Origin of the sequence: Streptomyces sp. CB01881, assembly GCF_002953255.1 — a bacterium.
Classification (GTDB): domain Bacteria; phylum Actinomycetota; class Actinomycetes; order Streptomycetales; family Streptomycetaceae; genus Kitasatospora.
The window spans coordinates 5535684-5551298 of sequence record NZ_CP026498.1; the positions used below are offsets into that span (position 1 = coordinate 5535684).

A 15615-nucleotide genomic window follows, 5' to 3' on the forward strand; every position below is an offset into this window, starting at 1 on the left:
AGTGCAAGGCCGGCCGTGTTGAGGGACGCGGACCGGCGAGACGGCCGTACGTGACCACCCCCGTACCTCCCGCCCGCCCGCACCCGCGCCGCCTGGAGCCCCCTCATGGCCACCCCGCAGGACGTCCTGCCCGCGCCCGCCACCCTCACGAAGAACCGCACCCCCGACCGGCCGGACGCCGGCCCCGCCGACCCCGGCGCCCGGCTGGTCGCCCGCCGCCGGCCCGGGCAGTGGATCTCCGCCGCCGTCGCCCTGCTGCTCTTCGCGATGGTGCTCAACTCGGTGATCCGCAACAAGGCCTTCCAGTGGGACGTGGTGGCCGACTGGTTCACCGCCACGTCCGTCCTGAACGGCCTCACCCTCACCCTCTGGCTGACCGCCGTCACCCTCGGGCTCGGCTTCGTCCTCGGCACCGTGCTCGCCACCATGCGGCTCTCCGGCAACCCGGTGCTGCGCACGCTCTCCTGGATCTACATCTGGATCTTCCGCTCCACCCCGGCACTGGTGCAGCTACTGCTCTTCTTCAACATCGGCGCGCTCTACCCGACCCTGGGCCTGGGCATCCCGTTCGGCCCGGAGTTCGTCACCGTCAGGACGGTCAACCTCTTCGGGCCCACCCTCACCGCCGTCATCGGCCTCACCCTGCTGGAGGCCGCGTACGCCGCCGAGGTGGTGCGCGGCGGCATCCTCTCCGTCGACCGCGGCCAGCTGGAGGCCGCCTCGGCACTCGGGCTGGGCCGGTGGCGGGTGCTGCGCCGGATCGTCGTCCCGCAGGCGATGCGCTCGATCGTCCCGACCGCGGGCAACATGCTGATCGGCGCACTCAAGGGCACCAGCATCATCAGCGTGCTGGCCGTCTCCGACCTGCTCTACTCGGTCCAGCTGGTCTACCTGCAGTCCTACCAGGTCATCCCGATGCTGATGGTCGCCACCATCTGGTACATCGTCATCACCACGATCCTGTCCGTCGGGCAGTACTACGTCGAACGGCACTACGCCAGGGGCGCCACCCGCGAGGGGCTGCCACCCACCCCGCTGCAGAAGGCCCGGGCCGCCTACCGCCGGCTGCGCACGGCTGCCGACGCCGCCGGCTCCGGCTCCGGGGAGGCACGGTGAGCGAGCGAACCACCGGAAGGCGCGCGTCGTGCTCAGCACCCGCCGAGCGAAGCGAGGGGGGCGCAGTGAACGAGCGAAGCGAGCGAACCACCGGAAGGCGCGCGTCGTGCTCAGCACCCGCCGAGCGAAGCGAGGGGGGCGCAGTGAACGAGCGAAGCGAGCGAACCACCGGAAGGCGCGCGTCGTGCTCAGCACCCGCCGAGCGAAGCGAGGGGGGCGCAGTGAACGAGCGAAGCGAGCGAACCACCGGAAGGCGCGCGTCGTGCTCAGCACCCGCCGAGCGAAGCGAGGGGGGCGCATGAGCACCCTGGTGATCGTCGGCGCCGGCCCCCGCGGCACCGGGCTGCTGGAGCGGATCGCCGCCAACGGCCCCGAACTGCTGCCCGCCGGCCAGCCGTTGGACATCCACCTGGTCGACCCCTACCCGCCCGGCGCCGGCCGGATCTGGCGCTACGACCAGTCCCCGCTGCTCCGGATGAACTCGATGGCCGAGGACGTCACGATGTTCACCGACGAGCGGTCCACCATCGAGGGGCCGGTCCGCCCCGGCCCCTCGCTGGCCGAATGGGCCGCCCGCAGCGAGGAGTTCGCGCCCTACCGGGAGGTGGCCGACCCGGCCGTCCGGGCGGAGCTGCGCACCCTCGCGCCGACCGACTTCCCCACCCGCCGGGCCCAGAGCGCCTACCTCGACTGGGTGTTCCGGCGCGCCGTCGCCGACCTGCCGCCGCACGTCACCGTCACCGTGCACCGGGACACCGTCCGCCGGATCGAGGGCCCGGACGACGGCCCGCAGCTCGTCCACCTCGGCGACCGCGTGCTCACCGCCGACCACGTCGCCCTGACCCTCGGCCACCTCGACTCCGGCCCGCACCCCCGGTACGCCGCCGACGCGGAGTTCGCCGCCCGGCACGGCCGCTTCCACCTGTCGCCCGCCTTCTCCGCCGACGCCGACCTCTCGGGCATCGCCCCCGGCGAGCAACTCGTGCTGCGCGGCTTCGGCCTCGCCTTCGTCGACCTGGTCGCCCTGCTCACCGAGGGTCGCGGCGGCCGCTTCGAGGAGACCCCGGACGGCCTGGCCTACCGCCCGTCCGGCCGCGAGCCGGTGATCCACGTCGGTTCCCGCCGCGGGGTGCCGTACCACTCCAAGACCGGCTACCGGCTCCAGGGCCCACCCGCGCCACTCCCCCGCTACTTCGACGCGGCCGCCGTCGACGCCGTCCTCGACCGGCCGGGGCCGCTCGAACTGCGGCGCGACTTCTGGCCGTTGATGGCCAAGGACATCGGCTTCGGCCACTACCACGAGCTGTTCCACGCCCACCCCGGACGCACCACGCTGCCCTGGGAGGAGTTCCTGGCCGGCTACGACGCGCACGACTGGCACTCCCCCGGACTCGCCCGGCTGGTCGCCGCGGCCGTCCCCGACCCGGCGGACCGGCTCGACCTCGAACGGCTCGACCACCCGCTGGCCGGCCTCGAACTCGGCTCCGACGACGAACTCCAGCGCCACCTGCGCGACTACATCACCACCGACGCCGACCGGCGCGCCGACCCCGCCCACAGTGCCGACCTCGGCGCCTTCCTCGCCCTGCTCTCGCTCTTCGGCCAGCTGCCGCGCGTGCTCGCCTCCGGTCGGCTCTCCGCCCGCTCGGTCGGCGAGGAGGTCGACGAGTGGTTCTTCGGCTACTTCAGCTACCTCGCCTCCGGCCCGCCCGGCTTCCGGCTGCGCCAGCTGCTCGCGCTCTCCGAGGCCGGTGTGGTCCGCTTCCTCGGCGCCGGGATCCGGGTCGACCGGGACGAGACCACCGGCACCTGGCGGGCGTCGGGCGCCATCGTGCCCGGGCACGGCGTGACCGCCACCGCGCTGGTCGAGGCGTACCTGCCCAAGCACGCGCTGGCCCGCACCCGTGACCCGCTGCTGCGCGAACTGCACCGCTCCGGGCGGATCGTGGAGGAGGTGGTCACCGACGCGGAGCACACCCACCGGTCCGGGCTGCTCACCATCCGCCCCACCGACAGCCGCGTACTCGACCCGGCCCTGGACGGCGGGGCGCACCCGCGCCGCACCGCCCTCGGCCCGCACACCAGCCTGCGCGCGGCGGCGGCCTTCGCCCGGCCGCGCACCGACTCGCCCGGGTTCCGGCAGAACGACGCCGCCGCGCGGGCGCTGCTGCGCGCGCTGGCCGGCGTTCCGGCGGCGGCCCTCACGGGCTGCCGTTAGGCCTTCGGGGGGGATCGGTCCGGGTTTTGGCGGTAGCGGTCAGTCTGCGCTGAGTTGGTTCGGAACGCGGCCGGAGGCGCGGAGTTCCTGTAGGCCGGGGATGTGGTTGTCGAGGGTGCCGGGCTGACGCCGAGGAGCTTGGCGATCGAGGTGATCGAGTGCGGTGATCGTCATGGCGAGGGGTGCGTGCCCCCGGTCAGTAGGCCAGTGCGGTCATGTGGTCGGGGTGGTGGGCGGCGACGTCGTGGGCGGCTTGGACGAAGGCGGCGACGGCTGCGGATCGCGAGGTCTCCGGCCAGGCGACCATGACCGCGCTGGGGCTGAGGCCGGTGACCGGCCGGTATGCGATGTCCGGGCGCTGGTGCCGCTTGGTGGTGGAGAGTGACAGGAACGCCACCGCCTGGCCCAGCGCGACCACCTCCAGGAGTTGCTCGACGCTGGCCACGAGCGGCCCCTCAGGAGTGTCGGCCGGCGCCAAGCCTGTGTGGCCATCGCCTGCTTCCGCTCCGTCGCATCCGGTGTAGTAGGCGGTGTTGGAGGGGGCGGCCCCTTTCCAGCGTGGGATCGGTTCGCCCTTGAGGTCGGCCAGCCGCAGTCGCCGGCGTCCGGCCAGGCGGTGGGCGGCGGGGAGAACGGCCAGTCGCGGCTCGACCACGAGCGTCTGGGAATCCAGCCCTTGACCGTCGAACGGGCTGCGCAGCAGCGCTACGTCGGCACGGCCGTCCCGCAGCATGGCGATCGGCTCTCCGCTGCCGCCGACGACGACTTCAGGCGGCGGCAGATGCGAACCCGTTCCCCGGTAGGCGGCGAGGATCTCCCGCAGCAGCCCGGCATCGCCTCCCGGCTTGACCGCCACGACGAGCTGGGGTGTCGGCTGACCGGCCCGGCGTGCACGCCGGGCCGCCGCGTGCACCGCGTCGACCGCGATCCGGGCCTGGTCGAGCAGCACCTGACCGGCGGTGGTGAGCCTCACCTGCCGGGTGGTGCGCTCCAGCAGGCGTACACCGAGCCGGGACTCCATCTGAGCGATCGCCTTCGACAGCGGGGGCTGCGCCATCCCCAGGCGTTGCGCGGCCCGGCTGAAGTTCAGCTCCTCGGCGACCGCGATGAAGTACCTCAGCTCCCGCACCTCCAGCTCACTCATATCTGTGGACTATAGATCCAGAGTCTTCCGGTCTTTCCCTGCCGCCCGTGGGTGAGGGGAGGCTGGGTGCCATGACGACTTCGCAGAAGACTGCTCTGATCACCGGCGCGAACAAGGGCATCGGCAGGGAAACGGCGCGCAGGCTCGCAGCCCTCGGCATCACCGTGCTGATCGGCGCCCGCAACGCCGAGCGTGGCGAGGCGGCGGCCGAGGAGCTTCGCGCGGGCGGCGCCGACGTACGGTTCGTACCGCTGGACGTCACCGACGAGACCTCGGTCCAGGCCGCCGCCCAGCACATCGACGCCACGTTCGGCCGCCTCGACATCCTCGTCAACAACGCCGCGATCGCCGCCGGACCGCAAAAGCCGAGTGAAACCCCCGCCGCCACCCTCCGGCAGGTCTACGAGACCAACGTGTTCGGCGTCATCGCGGTGACCCACGCCATGCTCCCCCTGCTCCGCCGCTCCGCCGCCGCACGCATCGTCAACATGTCCAGCGAACTCGGATCCCTCACCCACCAGGCCGACCCGGGCAGCCCGTGGTCCGCCTACTACTCGATCCTTCTCCCTTACTGCACCTCGAAGAGCGCGCTGAACGCGATCACCGTGCTCTACGCCAATGAACTGCGCGCCGAAGGGATCCTGGTCAACGCGGTGAGTCCCGGCTACTGCGCGACCGACCTCAACCGCCACACCGGGATGCGCACGGCGGAGGAGGGCGCGGCCGTCGCGGTTGACCTGGCGACCGTGGGCGAGGACGGCCCGACGGGCGCCTTTCTGGCCGAGGACGGGCCGATTCCCTGGTGAGACCCGCGCCACCGATCGTCTTGCCGCGCTTGCGGGCGACCACCGGTCTACCGCCAAAACCCGGACCGCTCCTCCCCGAAGGCCCGTGCCGCCTCGTGCGGGGCGGGCGACCGACCCCCGCCCCGCACGAGGCGGCACGGGGCCGTACGACGCCGCGCGGCGCTGCGCGAGGCTGCACGGCGAGGCCGCACGCCGTCACGAGCCCAGCACGGGCCCGTCACGGGCCGAAGAGCTCCTCCACCAGGTCCTCGGCCGTGACGTGGTCCGGTGCGGAGAGGATCCAGTCCCCGACCCCCTTGATGCCGGTCCCGCGCTCCAGCGCGTTCAGGCAGGCGTTGGCCTCCTGGTCCGAGGCGAAGTCCCAGGCCAGGAGGCGCCGGATCAGCACCACGGCCTCCAGCGGGCTGATCCGCGGCCGCCGCACGGGGCGGGAGCGGCGGGCCGGCTGCGCCAGCCGCTGCTGGTAGCCGGAGAGGTCGTGCCAGGCCTGGACGGTGGTCGGGTGCTGCTCGCCGAGCGCCCGGGCGAGCTCCGGCAGCAGGGTGTGCAACTGGCGCACGGCGCCGTCCAGGTCACCGCGGTTGGCCGCGTAGACCGCCAGGTCGTGCCGGGCCTTCAGCACCCGGGCGTCGTGGCCGCCCCAGGCGGCGTGCATGTCCGGCAGCAGCTGGGACAGCTGGCGGATCGCGGTGACCGTCTCGCCGCTCTCGCCGATGCACCAGGTCAGGTGGTACCGGGCGCCCAGGGTGTCCGGGTCGGTCTGGCCGAGCGCGAGCCGCATGTCCTCGACCACCGTGGAGAGCAGCCGGATCGCCCCGTCGAGGTCGCCGGCCCGGCTGAGGTACCAGGTGAAGTCCCGCCAGGCGCAGAGCGTCTCCCGGTCGATGGCGCCGAGTGCGACGACGCACTCCTGGGCGACCGCCTGGAGCTGGATGGCGGACTCCCCCGCGGTGGGCGCCCGGAAGGCCGCGTTCCGGCGCTCGCGCAGCGCCGCCCGGACGGCGTCGCCGGCCGCGGCGGGCGGTGCGGTCACCGGCGGCGTGGTGAGCGGCGACAGGACGGGCGGCGCCTCGGCCCGCGGTGGCGCCACGGGGCGGACGGGCGGCACGGGCGGAACGGCCGGGGCAACCGCCGGCGGGGCCGGCGGGAGCGGTGCCGGCCGGTCCAGCACCGTCGCGGCCGGGGCCGGCGGGGTGGCCGCCCCCTGCGCCGCGCGCCGCTCCGCCAGGTCCGCGAGCCGCCGCTCCACCGTCCGGGCGTCGGCCGGGCGGTCCGCCGGGTCCTTCGCCAGCAACCCGGTGACCAGCGCGGCCACCTCGTCCGGCAGCCCGAACTGCGCCGGGTCCAGCGCCGGCGGCGGCTCGTTGAGGTGCTGGTACATCAGCACCGGCGTCGAGTCGCCGCTGAACGGCCGCGCTCCGGTACAGAGTTCGACCAGCACGCAGCCGAACGCGTAGAGGTCGGCCCGGCCGTCCACCCGGCCGCCGGTCCAGCGCTCCGGCGCCATGTACGCGGGGCTGCCGATGACCGTCCCGGTGGTGGTCAGCCCGCCCGCCCCGACGTCGAGTTGGGCGATCCCGAAGTCCAGCACCTTCAGCACGCCGGCCCCGGTGACCATGATGTTGTCCGGCTTGATGTCGCGGTGCACCATGCCCGCGTCGTGGGCGGCGGCCAGCGCGGAGCAGATCTGCCGCCCCCAGCGCAGGCTCTGCACCGGGTCGGGCAGGCCGGACCGGAGCACGTCGGTCAGGGTGCGGCCGGTGAGCAGCTCCATCACCAGGTACGTCACCTGCCGGCCGCCGAGCTCGCCCTCCCCGAGGTCGTGCACGGTGACGATGTGCGGGTGCGAGAGGTTTCCTGCCGCGCAGGCCTCCCGGACGAACCGCAGCGCGGCCTTCTGCTGGTCCTCGCCGTGGTGGCCGATGACCTTGACCGCCACCTGCCGCTGCATCCGGGTGTCGAAGGCCCGCCACACCACGCCGAAGCCGCCCTGGCCGAGCCGCTCCACCAGCTCGTACCGGCCGTCGAGGACATCCCCGACCGTCACCCGCCCCACCCCCCGCCTCTCGAAGCCGTCACACTCTACCGACGCCGCAGGGCCCCGCCCGGGGCCCCTGCCCCCGTCCCTTCCCAGGTGGAAGGATGGGTACCGGCTCCCGCAACGGTGCGAGGGGCCGACGATCAGCCGAGGAGCGCAGTCATGGCCAAGCAGGCCCCGCAGAGCGACCCGGCGCAGGACGCCCCCGAGGTGTCCGCGCCCCAGCACGCTGCCGCCGGGCTGCCCGCCGTCGGCCACAGCCTCCGGATGGCCACCGAGCAGATGGGCGCCCGCCGCACCCTGGCCACCCTGCGCAAGGTCAACCAGCCCGACGGCTTCGACTGCCCCGGCTGCGCCTGGCCCGAGCCGGGCAAGACGCACACCGCCGAGTTCTGCGAGAACGGGGCGAAGGCCGTCGCCGAGGAGGCCACCGAGCGCAGGATCCACGCCGAGTTCTTCGCCGCCCACCCGGTGGCGGAGCTCGCGGAGCGCTCCGGCTACTGGCTCGGCCAGCAGGGCCGCCTCACCGCACCGATGCTGCTGGACGAGGGCGCGACCCACTACACGCCGATCGGCTGGGACGAGGCCTTCGCGCTGATCGCCGAGGAGCTGCGCGCGCTGGACACCCCGGACGGCGCCGCGTTCTACACCTCCGGCCGGACCAGCAACGAGGCCGCCTTCGCCTACCAGCTGTTCGCCCGCCGACTGGGCACCAACAACCTGCCCGACTGCTCCAACATGTGCCACGAGTCGTCCGGCTCGGCCCTCACCGAGACGCTCGGGGTCGGCAAGGGCAGCGTCAGCCTGAAGGACCTCTACCAGGCGGACCTGATCATCGTGGCCGGCCAGAACCCGGGCACCAACCACCCGCGGATGCTCTCCGCCCTGGAGCGGGCCAAGCGCGCCGGAGCCACCGTCGTCAGCGTCAACCCGCTGCCGGAGGCCGGCCTGGAGCGGTTCAAGAACCCGCAGAACGCGCGCGGCCTGGTCGGCCACGGCACCAAGCTGACCGACCTCTTCCTCCAGATCCGGCTGGGCGGCGACCTCGCCCTGTTCCGCGCGCTCAACCAGCTGATCCTCGACAAGGACGCCGTCGACCACGCGTTCGTCGCGGAGCACTGCCACGGCTTCGAGGAGTTCGCCGCCGAGGCCCGCGAGACCACCCGCGAGGAGGTGCTCGCCGCCACCGGCCTGCCCTGGGAGCAGATCGAGGAGCTGGCCCGGATGGTGCTGGCGTCGGAGAAGGTCATCGTCTGCTGGGCGATGGGCCTCACCCAGCACAAGCACGCCGTGCCGACCATCCGCGAGGTGGTCAACTTCCTGCTGCTGCGCGGCAACGTGGGCCGTCCGGGCGCCGGCGTCTGCCCGGTGCGCGGGCACAGCAACGTGCAGGGCGACCGGACGATGGGCATCTTCGAGCGCCCGTCGGAGGCCTTCCTGGACGCGCTGGGCGGCGAGTTCGGCTTCGAGCCGCCGCGCGCGCACGGCTACGACTCGGTGGACACCATCCGTGCGATGCGCGACGGCAAGGTCCGGGTGTTCTTCGCGATGGGCGGCAACTTCGTCGCGGCGACCCCGGACACCGAGGTCACCGAGGCGGCGATGCGCCGTTGCCGGCTGACGGTGCACGTCTCCACCAAGCTCAACCGCTCGCACGTGGTGACCGGCGCCCGCGCGCTGATCCTGCCCACCCTGGGCCGCACCGACCGGGACGTCACCGCCAAGGGCGCCCAGTTCGTCTCCGTCGAGGACTCGATGGGCCAGGTGCACTCCTCCCGCGGCGGCCTGCGCCCGCCCGCGCCGGGGCTGCTCTCCGAGGTGGCGATCGTCTGCCGGCTGGCCCGCGCCGCCCTCGGCCCGCAGGACAACGTGCCGTGGGAGGAGTTCGCCGTCGACTACGACACCCTGCGGGACCGGATCGCCCGGGTGGTCCCGGGCTTCGCGGACTTCAACGAGAAGGTCCGCCGCCCCGGCGGCTTCACGCTGCCGCACGGCCCGCGCGACTCCCGGACCTTCCCGACCGCGACCGGCAAGGCCAACTTCACGGTCAACCCGCTCACCGCGCCCGAGGTGCCGGCCGGCCGCCTGCTGCTGCAGACGCTCCGCTCGCACGACCAGTACAACACCACGATCTACGGCCTGGACGACCGCTACCGCGGCATCACCGGCGGCCGCCGCGTCGTCCTGGTGAACCCGGCCGACGCCGCCGAGCTGGGTCTGGCCGAGGGGGCGTACATCGACCTGGTGGGCGAGTGGAAGGACGGGGTGGAGCGCCGCGCCCCGCACTTCAAGGTGGTGCACTACCCGGTGGCCCGCGGCGGCGCCGCCGCGTACTACCCGGAGACCAACGTGCTGGTGCCGCTGGACTCCACCGCCGACATCAGCAACACCCCGACCTCCAAGGCCGTGGTGGTCCGCTTCGAACCGGACAGCGGCGCGAGCTGAGCACGGAACGCCCGAGGGGGCCTGCGGACCTTCGCGGTCCGCAGGCCCCCTCGGGCGTTCGCGTCAGTTCTGCCCGGTCGGCAGCGGCGTGGCCGAGGTGGTGCCCGGGGCCGAGGCGCTGGCGGAGCCGGTGCCGGTGGCCGAGGCGGACGAGGTCGGCGTCCCCGTGGGCGTCCCGGTGGGGGTGCCCGTCGGGGTGCCGGCCGGCGTGGTGGTCGGCGTGGTGGTCGGCGTCCCCGTGGGGGTGCCGGTCGGCGTGGTGGTCGGCGTGGTGGTCGGCGTCCCCGTGGGCGTACCGGTCGGGGTGCCCGTGGGGGTACCGGTGGGCGTACCGGTCGGGGTGCCCGTGGGCGTGGTGGACGGCGTCCCCGGCGCGGGGGTGCCGGGTGCGGGCGTCCCCGGGTCCGGCGTGCCCGGGGCGGGCGTCGCCGGCACCTGGTTGGCCGGGCTCGGCGCGATCGGGGTGACGGTGTCCCAGCCGGCCGGGAGGTCCGGCACCTTCCAGGCGCCTCCCGCCTCGTCCGAAGCGGTCTCCGGGTCCGGCCGGACGGCACCGAGGATCGGCATCGAGCCGATCGGCGAGACCTTGATCACGGCCCCCGGCCGCGGTGCCTGCACGACCAGCCCGCCGCCGATGTACATCGCGACGTGGGTGGCGCCCTCGAAGTAGATGACCAGGTCGCCGGGGCGCAGCTGGTTCAGCGCGACGTGCTGGAGCTGGGCCCACTGCTCCTGGCTGGTGCGCGGGATCGGCTTGCCGGCGTGCAGCCAGGCCTGCGAGGTGAGGCCGGAGCAGTCGAAGGTCTCGGGGCCGGCAGCGCCCCACACGTACGGCTTGCCCAGCTGCGCCAGCGCGTACGCGACGGCGGCCCGGCCGGCCAGCGAGGGGGTGCGCTCGCCCTTGCCGAGCGCGCCGGAGGCGAGGAAGGCGAGCTGGGCCTCGTCGGCCTTGGCCTTCTCCACCTTCTCCAGCTCGGTGCGCTGGGCGCCGGTGAGGGAGGAGACCAGCTGCTCGACGGAGGCGAGGTCGGTGGCGACCTTGGCCTTGGCGGCGTCCTGCTGGCCGACCAGCACCTGCGAGCTCTTCAGCGCCTCCTCGTTCTGCTTCTGCAGACCGGTGAGCGCGTCGCGGTCGGTCTTCAGCCGGCCCAGGAACTCGGACTGCGAGCGGCTCGCGGTGGCGAGCAGCTCGGCGATGGTGACCGCCTCGTACGGGTCCTTGGAGAGCAGCAGTTCGGCGTAGGCGGACGCGGCGCCGTTGCGGTACTGGGCCGCGGCGAGCTGGGCGGCGATGTCGGTGCCGGCGTCGACCAGCTTCTGCTGGCGTTCCAGCCGGTCCTTGAGGTCGGCGAGCGCGGCCTGCTGCTCGGCGACCTTGGCGACGGTGGCGTTGTACTGCTCGGTGGCGGCCTCGGCGCCCTTGTACAGCTCGTGCAGCTTGTCGAGCAGCGGGCCGAGGGTGGCCTTGGCGTCGGCGAGCGGGTCGGCCCCGGGTGCGGTGGTCGGGGCGGTGACGCCGGGAGTGCCCGGGTCCGGTGCGGCGTAGGCGGCCTGGGTGGCCAGCGGCAGGGCGAGCGCGGCGGCCGCGAGCACCGCTCCGCAGCGCAGAGCCGCCCGCACCCACGGTCGCAGTCCGGCCGTCTCCGTCCGCTGTACAGCCCCGCCCATGGGTGTGTCCTCCCCGACCCGACGGTCCGGGGTCTCCGGATCCACGCAGATCCTGTCATGGGTTACCCGCCAGAAACAGACCGCGTCCGTACGGGTCGGTGAATTCTCAGGCCCGGGGGCCGGTCGGGCTGTGAGCCGGGTCTCACCAAACCGGATCGAACCAGGACGTTCTCCGCCAATGCCCAGCTCAGCGCGGTCCTGGACATCTTGAGGAAAGGTGTCGGCAACCCCTCCGACACTGTCGGAACCACGAATCCCGGCCCAGTTCATCTTCCGTTCACCGAATGTCCCTACCGTCGCGAGCGACACCAACGTCAGTGCGACAACTACGACGATTGTTTGGGTATGGAACACATCTCGTTCCTGGTTGCCGTCGTGATCATCACGGCGCTCGCCTTCGACTTCACCAACGGGTTCCACGACACCGCCAACGCGATGGCCACCTCCATCGCGACGGGAGCCCTCCGGCCCAAGGTCGCGGTCACCATCGCGGCCGTCCTCAACTTCGCGGGCGCGTTCCTGTCCGTGAAGGTCGCCAGCACCATCTCCGGCGGCATCGTCAACGAGAAGACCGGCATCCACCCCGAGATCATCTTCGCCGCACTGGTCGGCGCGATCCTGTGGAACCTGCTCACCTGGCTGAGAGGCCTGCCGTCCAGTTCCTCGCACGCGCTCTACGGCGGCCTGATCGGTGCCACCGTCGTCGGCGTCGGCGTCAACGGCGTCAACTTCGACACCGTCGTCACCAAGATCCTCATCCCCGCGGTCGCCTCCCCGCTGGTCGCCGGCCTGGCCTCGTGGGGCGCCACCAAGCTGGCCTACGCGATCACCCGCAGGAGCAACGGCGAGACCGTCACCAAGGGCTTCAAGACCGGCCAGATGTTCTCCTCCTCGCTGATCTCGCTGGCCCACGGCACCAACGACGCCCAGAAGACGATGGGCATCATCACCCTGACCCTGGTCTCGGTCGGCGCCCTGCCCAAGGGCGCGCTGCCCCCCACCTGGGTGATCGTCTCGGCCGGTGCGGCGATCGCGCTCGGCACCTACATGGGCGGCTGGCGGATCATCCGCTCGATGGGCAAGGGCCTGGCGGACATCCAGGCTCCGCAGGGCTTCGCCTCCGAGTCGGCCGCCGCGACCGTCATCCTGACCTCGTCGCACATGGGCTTCGGCCTCTCCACCACCCAGGTCTGCTCCGGCGGCATCATGGGCGCCGGCCTCGGCGGCCCGAAGGCCGAGCTGCGCTGGAGCCTGGTCCGCCGCATGGTCTACACCTGGGGCCTGACCCTGCCGGCCGCCGCCGTGGTCTCCGGCGCCGCGGCGTTCCTCGCCCAGCAGGGCCCCTGGGGCGTGGCCCTGGTCGGCGCCGCCCTGGTGGCCGGCTCCGGCGCGATGTGGATCATCTCGCGCCGCCAGCCGGTCGGCGCGGACAACGTCAACGACGTCAACCCGGTCGAGAACGTCACCCCGGTGGAGGTGGGCCCGGCCGGCACCCCCGCCGCCCCCACCGCCGCCTCGACCACGGTCGCGGCCTGAGCGCCGCCGGCTGAGGAGCACACACCATGCACATCAAGTGGAACGCCCTGGCGCAGACCGCCGGCTTCAGCTTCGGCATCACCGTCGCCGTGGTCGCCGTCTTCGCGCTCGGCATCCTGGCCCTCTCCCGCCGCGAGGCCGCGCTGACCGCGCAGCGCTCGGCGGCCGGCACCGGCGCCGGCACCCCGTCCGCGGGCGCCGGCCGGCTGGCCCTGGCCGGCGCGTACGCCTGCTTCGCGGTCTGCGGCGCGGCCGTCCTCTACGGCCTGTCGCTGATCGCCGGCCACTAGCCGCAACGGCGACGGCCGACGGCCGCACACGCCGAAGGGCTGGGGAGCATCCGCTCCCCAGCCCTTCGGCGTTCCCGCGGGCGCCCGGTCAGTCCTGCTGGGTGGTGCGCAGCACGGTCTCGCGGATGAACAGCACCGTGACGAAGGCCAGCAGCGCGAACGGCGCCGCCATCAGGAAGACCACGCCCACGCCGTGCCCGAAGGCGTCCGTCACCAGCGGGACGATCGGGGCGGGCAGCTTGTGCAGGTCCGGGATTCCGCCGCCGGCCGCGGCGCCGGTGGCCGGGATGTGCGCGGCGGCCAGGTTCTCCGCCAGGTAGTGGCCGACCTTGTTGCTCATCAGGGCGCCGAGCGCGGAGACGCCCATCGCGCCGCCCATGGTGCGGAAGAAGGTGACCACCGAGCTGGCCGCGCCGAGTTCGTGGCGCGGCACGGTGTTCTGCACGGCGAGGACGAGGTTCTGCATGGTCAGGCCGAGGCCGATGCCGGTGATCGCCATGTAGACGGAGAGCAGCCCGTAGGGGGTGTCGGCCCGGGCGGTGCCGAGCAGGCCGAAGCCGATGGCCAGCATGAGGGTGCCGGAGACCAGGTACACCTTCCACTTGCCGTACTTGGTGATCAGCTTCCCGGCCACGGTGGAGGAGACGGCCAGGCCGAGGATCATCGGCAGGGTCATCAGGCCGGCGATGGTCGGGGACTTCTCCCGGGCCAGCTGGAAGTACTGGCTGAGGAAGGTGGTCGCGCCGTACATGCCGACGCCGACCAGGACGCTGGCGAGCGCGGCCAGGGCGACGGTGCGGTGGCGGAAGAGGTCCGGCGGGATGATCGGCTCGACGGCGCGCTTCTCGACCACCACGGCGAGGGCGCCGAGCACCAGGCCGCCGCCGACCATGGCCGCGGTCTGCCAGGAGAGCCAGGCGTAGTTCTTGCCGGCCAGGGTGATCCAGATCATCAGCAGGCTGACGGCGCCGGTGATGACCAGCGCGCCCAGGTAGTCGATCTTCACCTTGCGCTTGACCACCGGCAGCTTGAGCGTGCGCTGGAGCACCGCGATCGCGGCCAGCGCGAACGGGATGCCGACGTAGAAGCACCAGCGCCAGCCCAGCCAGGAGGTGTCCACGATGACGCCGCCGATCAGCGGGCCGCCGATGGTGGCCAGGGCGAAGACGGCGCCGAAGTAGCCGCTGTACCGGCCGCGCTCGCGCGGCGGGACCATCGCCGCCAGACAGATCTGGGCGAGGGCGGTGACACCGCCGGCGCCGATGCCCTGGAGGGCGCGGCAGGCGATCAGCTGGCCGGTGTTCTGGGAGAGGCCGGCCAGCGCCGAGGAGGCGATGTAGATGACCAGGGCTATCTGCAGCAGCAGCTTCTTGCTGGCGAGGTCGGAGAGCTTGCCCCAGATCGGGGTGGAGGCGGTGAGGGTGAGCAGGGTGGCGGTGATCACCCAGGTGTAGGCGGACTGGCCGCCGCGCAGGTCGGCGAGGATGCGGGGCAGCGCGTTGGAGACGACCGTCGACGACAGCACGGCCACGAAGAGGCCGAGCAGCAGGCCGGACAGCGCCTCCATCACCTGCCGGTGCGTCATGGGTTGGTCGTCGGCGGTGGCGGCCCCGGTCGCGGCTCGGGCGGTGACGGTCATCTGGGTCCTTCGGCGGGGGGTGCGGGGCGGAAGCGGGAGAGGGCGGACGAAGGCAGGAAATCGTTGCCTTACGCAACCATAGGACGAATGGTTGACTAGGGCAACTTTCTTCAAGCCCAAGTAAAATCTGCCGCCGGCCCGGCCCCGGGCCCGGTACCTCAGACCCCCATGCCCTCCCCGACCACGTCGTTGAAGCGGTGCAGCAGCTCCGCGAAGCGGACCACGTCCTCCTCCGGCCAGTCGGCCATCAGTGCGCGCACCCGCTCCATCCGGGCGCCCCGCGCCCCGAGGAAGCGCCGCCGGCCGTCCTCGGTGAGCGAGACCAGCGCCGCCCTGCGGTCCAGCGGGTCCGCCTCCCGGTCCACCAGGCCCAGCTCCTCCAGCGCCCGGATCTGCCGGCTCACCGTGGCCTTGCCCACCGCGAAGTGCACGCCGATGTCGGTCACCCGCACCCGCCCGGCCTGTTCGATGTGGGCGAGCATGCTGTACGCCATGCCCTCCAGCTGGGGATGCACCCGGCGGGACATCTCCGCCACCCGGGCCCGGCCGCGCCGGAACAGCAGCGAGACCTCGCGCTCCACCGCCATCAGGTACTCGTCGTCACTCTCCGCACTCACGGCGCCAGTATCCCGCAGCCCGCCGGGCCCGGAAGCGGCGAGGGAGGACACCGCCCCAACTAGTTGATGGTATGAAGTATCCGTTTGTCCTCTATTCG

Annotated in this window: 11 protein-coding genes; 6 read left to right on the forward strand and 5 right to left on the reverse strand. The window is 73.0% G+C overall.

The features are described 5' to 3' along the window. Window positions 1-105: 105 nt before the first annotated feature. Both C2142_RS13945 and C2142_RS13950 read left to right on the forward strand, forming a co-directional pair. Window positions 106-1116 carry an amino acid ABC transporter permease gene (locus tag C2142_RS13945; protein WP_148642939.1) on the forward strand — a complete coding sequence of 337 codons (1011 nt, stop codon included), beginning with the start codon at window positions 106-108 and terminating at the stop codon, window positions 1114-1116. A 298-nt stretch (window positions 1117-1414) separates the two neighbouring features. Beyond that, window positions 1415-3334: an FAD/NAD(P)-binding protein gene (locus C2142_RS13950; RefSeq protein ID WP_148642940.1), complete on the forward strand. Its 1920-nt coding sequence runs from the start codon at window positions 1415-1417 to the stop codon at window positions 3332-3334. Window positions 3335-3530: 196 nt separating this feature from the next. Here C2142_RS13950 and C2142_RS13955 read toward each other — a convergent pair whose 3' ends face one another. After that, window positions 3531-4478 (reverse strand): LysR family transcriptional regulator, encoded by a 948-nt coding sequence (locus C2142_RS13955; protein ID WP_148642941.1) that lies wholly within the window; start codon window positions 4476-4478, stop codon window positions 3531-3533. Window positions 4479-4549: 71 nt separating this feature from the next. Here C2142_RS13955 and C2142_RS13960 point away from each other — a divergent pair, with 71 nt between their 5' ends. Next, entirely contained in the window at window positions 4550-5284 is a 735-nt protein-coding gene (locus C2142_RS13960; protein WP_148642942.1) for an SDR family oxidoreductase, read from the forward strand. 217 nt (window positions 5285-5501) lie between these two features. Here the strand turns inward: C2142_RS13960 and C2142_RS13965 are convergent, their stop codons facing one another. Next, window positions 5502-7331 (reverse strand): serine/threonine-protein kinase, encoded by a 1830-nt coding sequence (locus tag C2142_RS13965; protein WP_162002468.1) that lies wholly within the window; start codon window positions 7329-7331, stop codon window positions 5502-5504. A 153-nt stretch (window positions 7332-7484) separates the two neighbouring features. On the opposite strand from C2142_RS13965, the gene C2142_RS13970 reads away from it, so the two are divergent. Further along, window positions 7485-9767 carry an FdhF/YdeP family oxidoreductase gene (locus tag C2142_RS13970; RefSeq protein WP_148642944.1) on the forward strand — a complete coding sequence of 761 codons (2283 nt, stop codon included), beginning with the start codon at window positions 7485-7487 and terminating at the stop codon, window positions 9765-9767. A 63-nt stretch (window positions 9768-9830) separates the two neighbouring features. Here C2142_RS13970 and C2142_RS13975 read toward each other — a convergent pair whose 3' ends face one another. Further along, window positions 9831-11435 (reverse strand): C40 family peptidase, encoded by a 1605-nt coding sequence (locus C2142_RS13975; protein ID WP_194235779.1) that lies wholly within the window; start codon window positions 11433-11435, stop codon window positions 9831-9833. A 345-nt stretch (window positions 11436-11780) separates the two neighbouring features. Here C2142_RS13975 and C2142_RS13980 point away from each other — a divergent pair, with 345 nt between their 5' ends. Both C2142_RS13980 and C2142_RS13985 read left to right on the forward strand, forming a co-directional pair. Continuing rightward, entirely contained in the window at window positions 11781-12971 is a 1191-nt protein-coding gene (locus C2142_RS13980; RefSeq protein WP_148642945.1) for an inorganic phosphate transporter, read from the forward strand. Window positions 12972-12997: 26 nt separating this feature from the next. Further along, complete coding sequence (locus C2142_RS13985; RefSeq protein WP_148642946.1) at window positions 12998-13261, forward strand: hypothetical protein; 264 nt, start codon at window positions 12998-13000, stop codon at window positions 13259-13261. Window positions 13262-13349: 88 nt separating this feature from the next. On the opposite strand, the gene C2142_RS13990 is transcribed toward C2142_RS13985, so the two are convergent. Beyond that, entirely contained in the window at window positions 13350-14900 is a 1551-nt protein-coding gene (locus C2142_RS13990) for an MDR family MFS transporter (RefSeq protein WP_148642947.1), read from the reverse strand. A 158-nt stretch (window positions 14901-15058) separates the two neighbouring features. After that, entirely contained in the window at window positions 15059-15517 is a 459-nt protein-coding gene (locus C2142_RS13995; RefSeq protein ID WP_241002567.1) for a MarR family transcriptional regulator, read from the reverse strand. Window positions 15518-15615 lie beyond the last annotated feature (98 nt).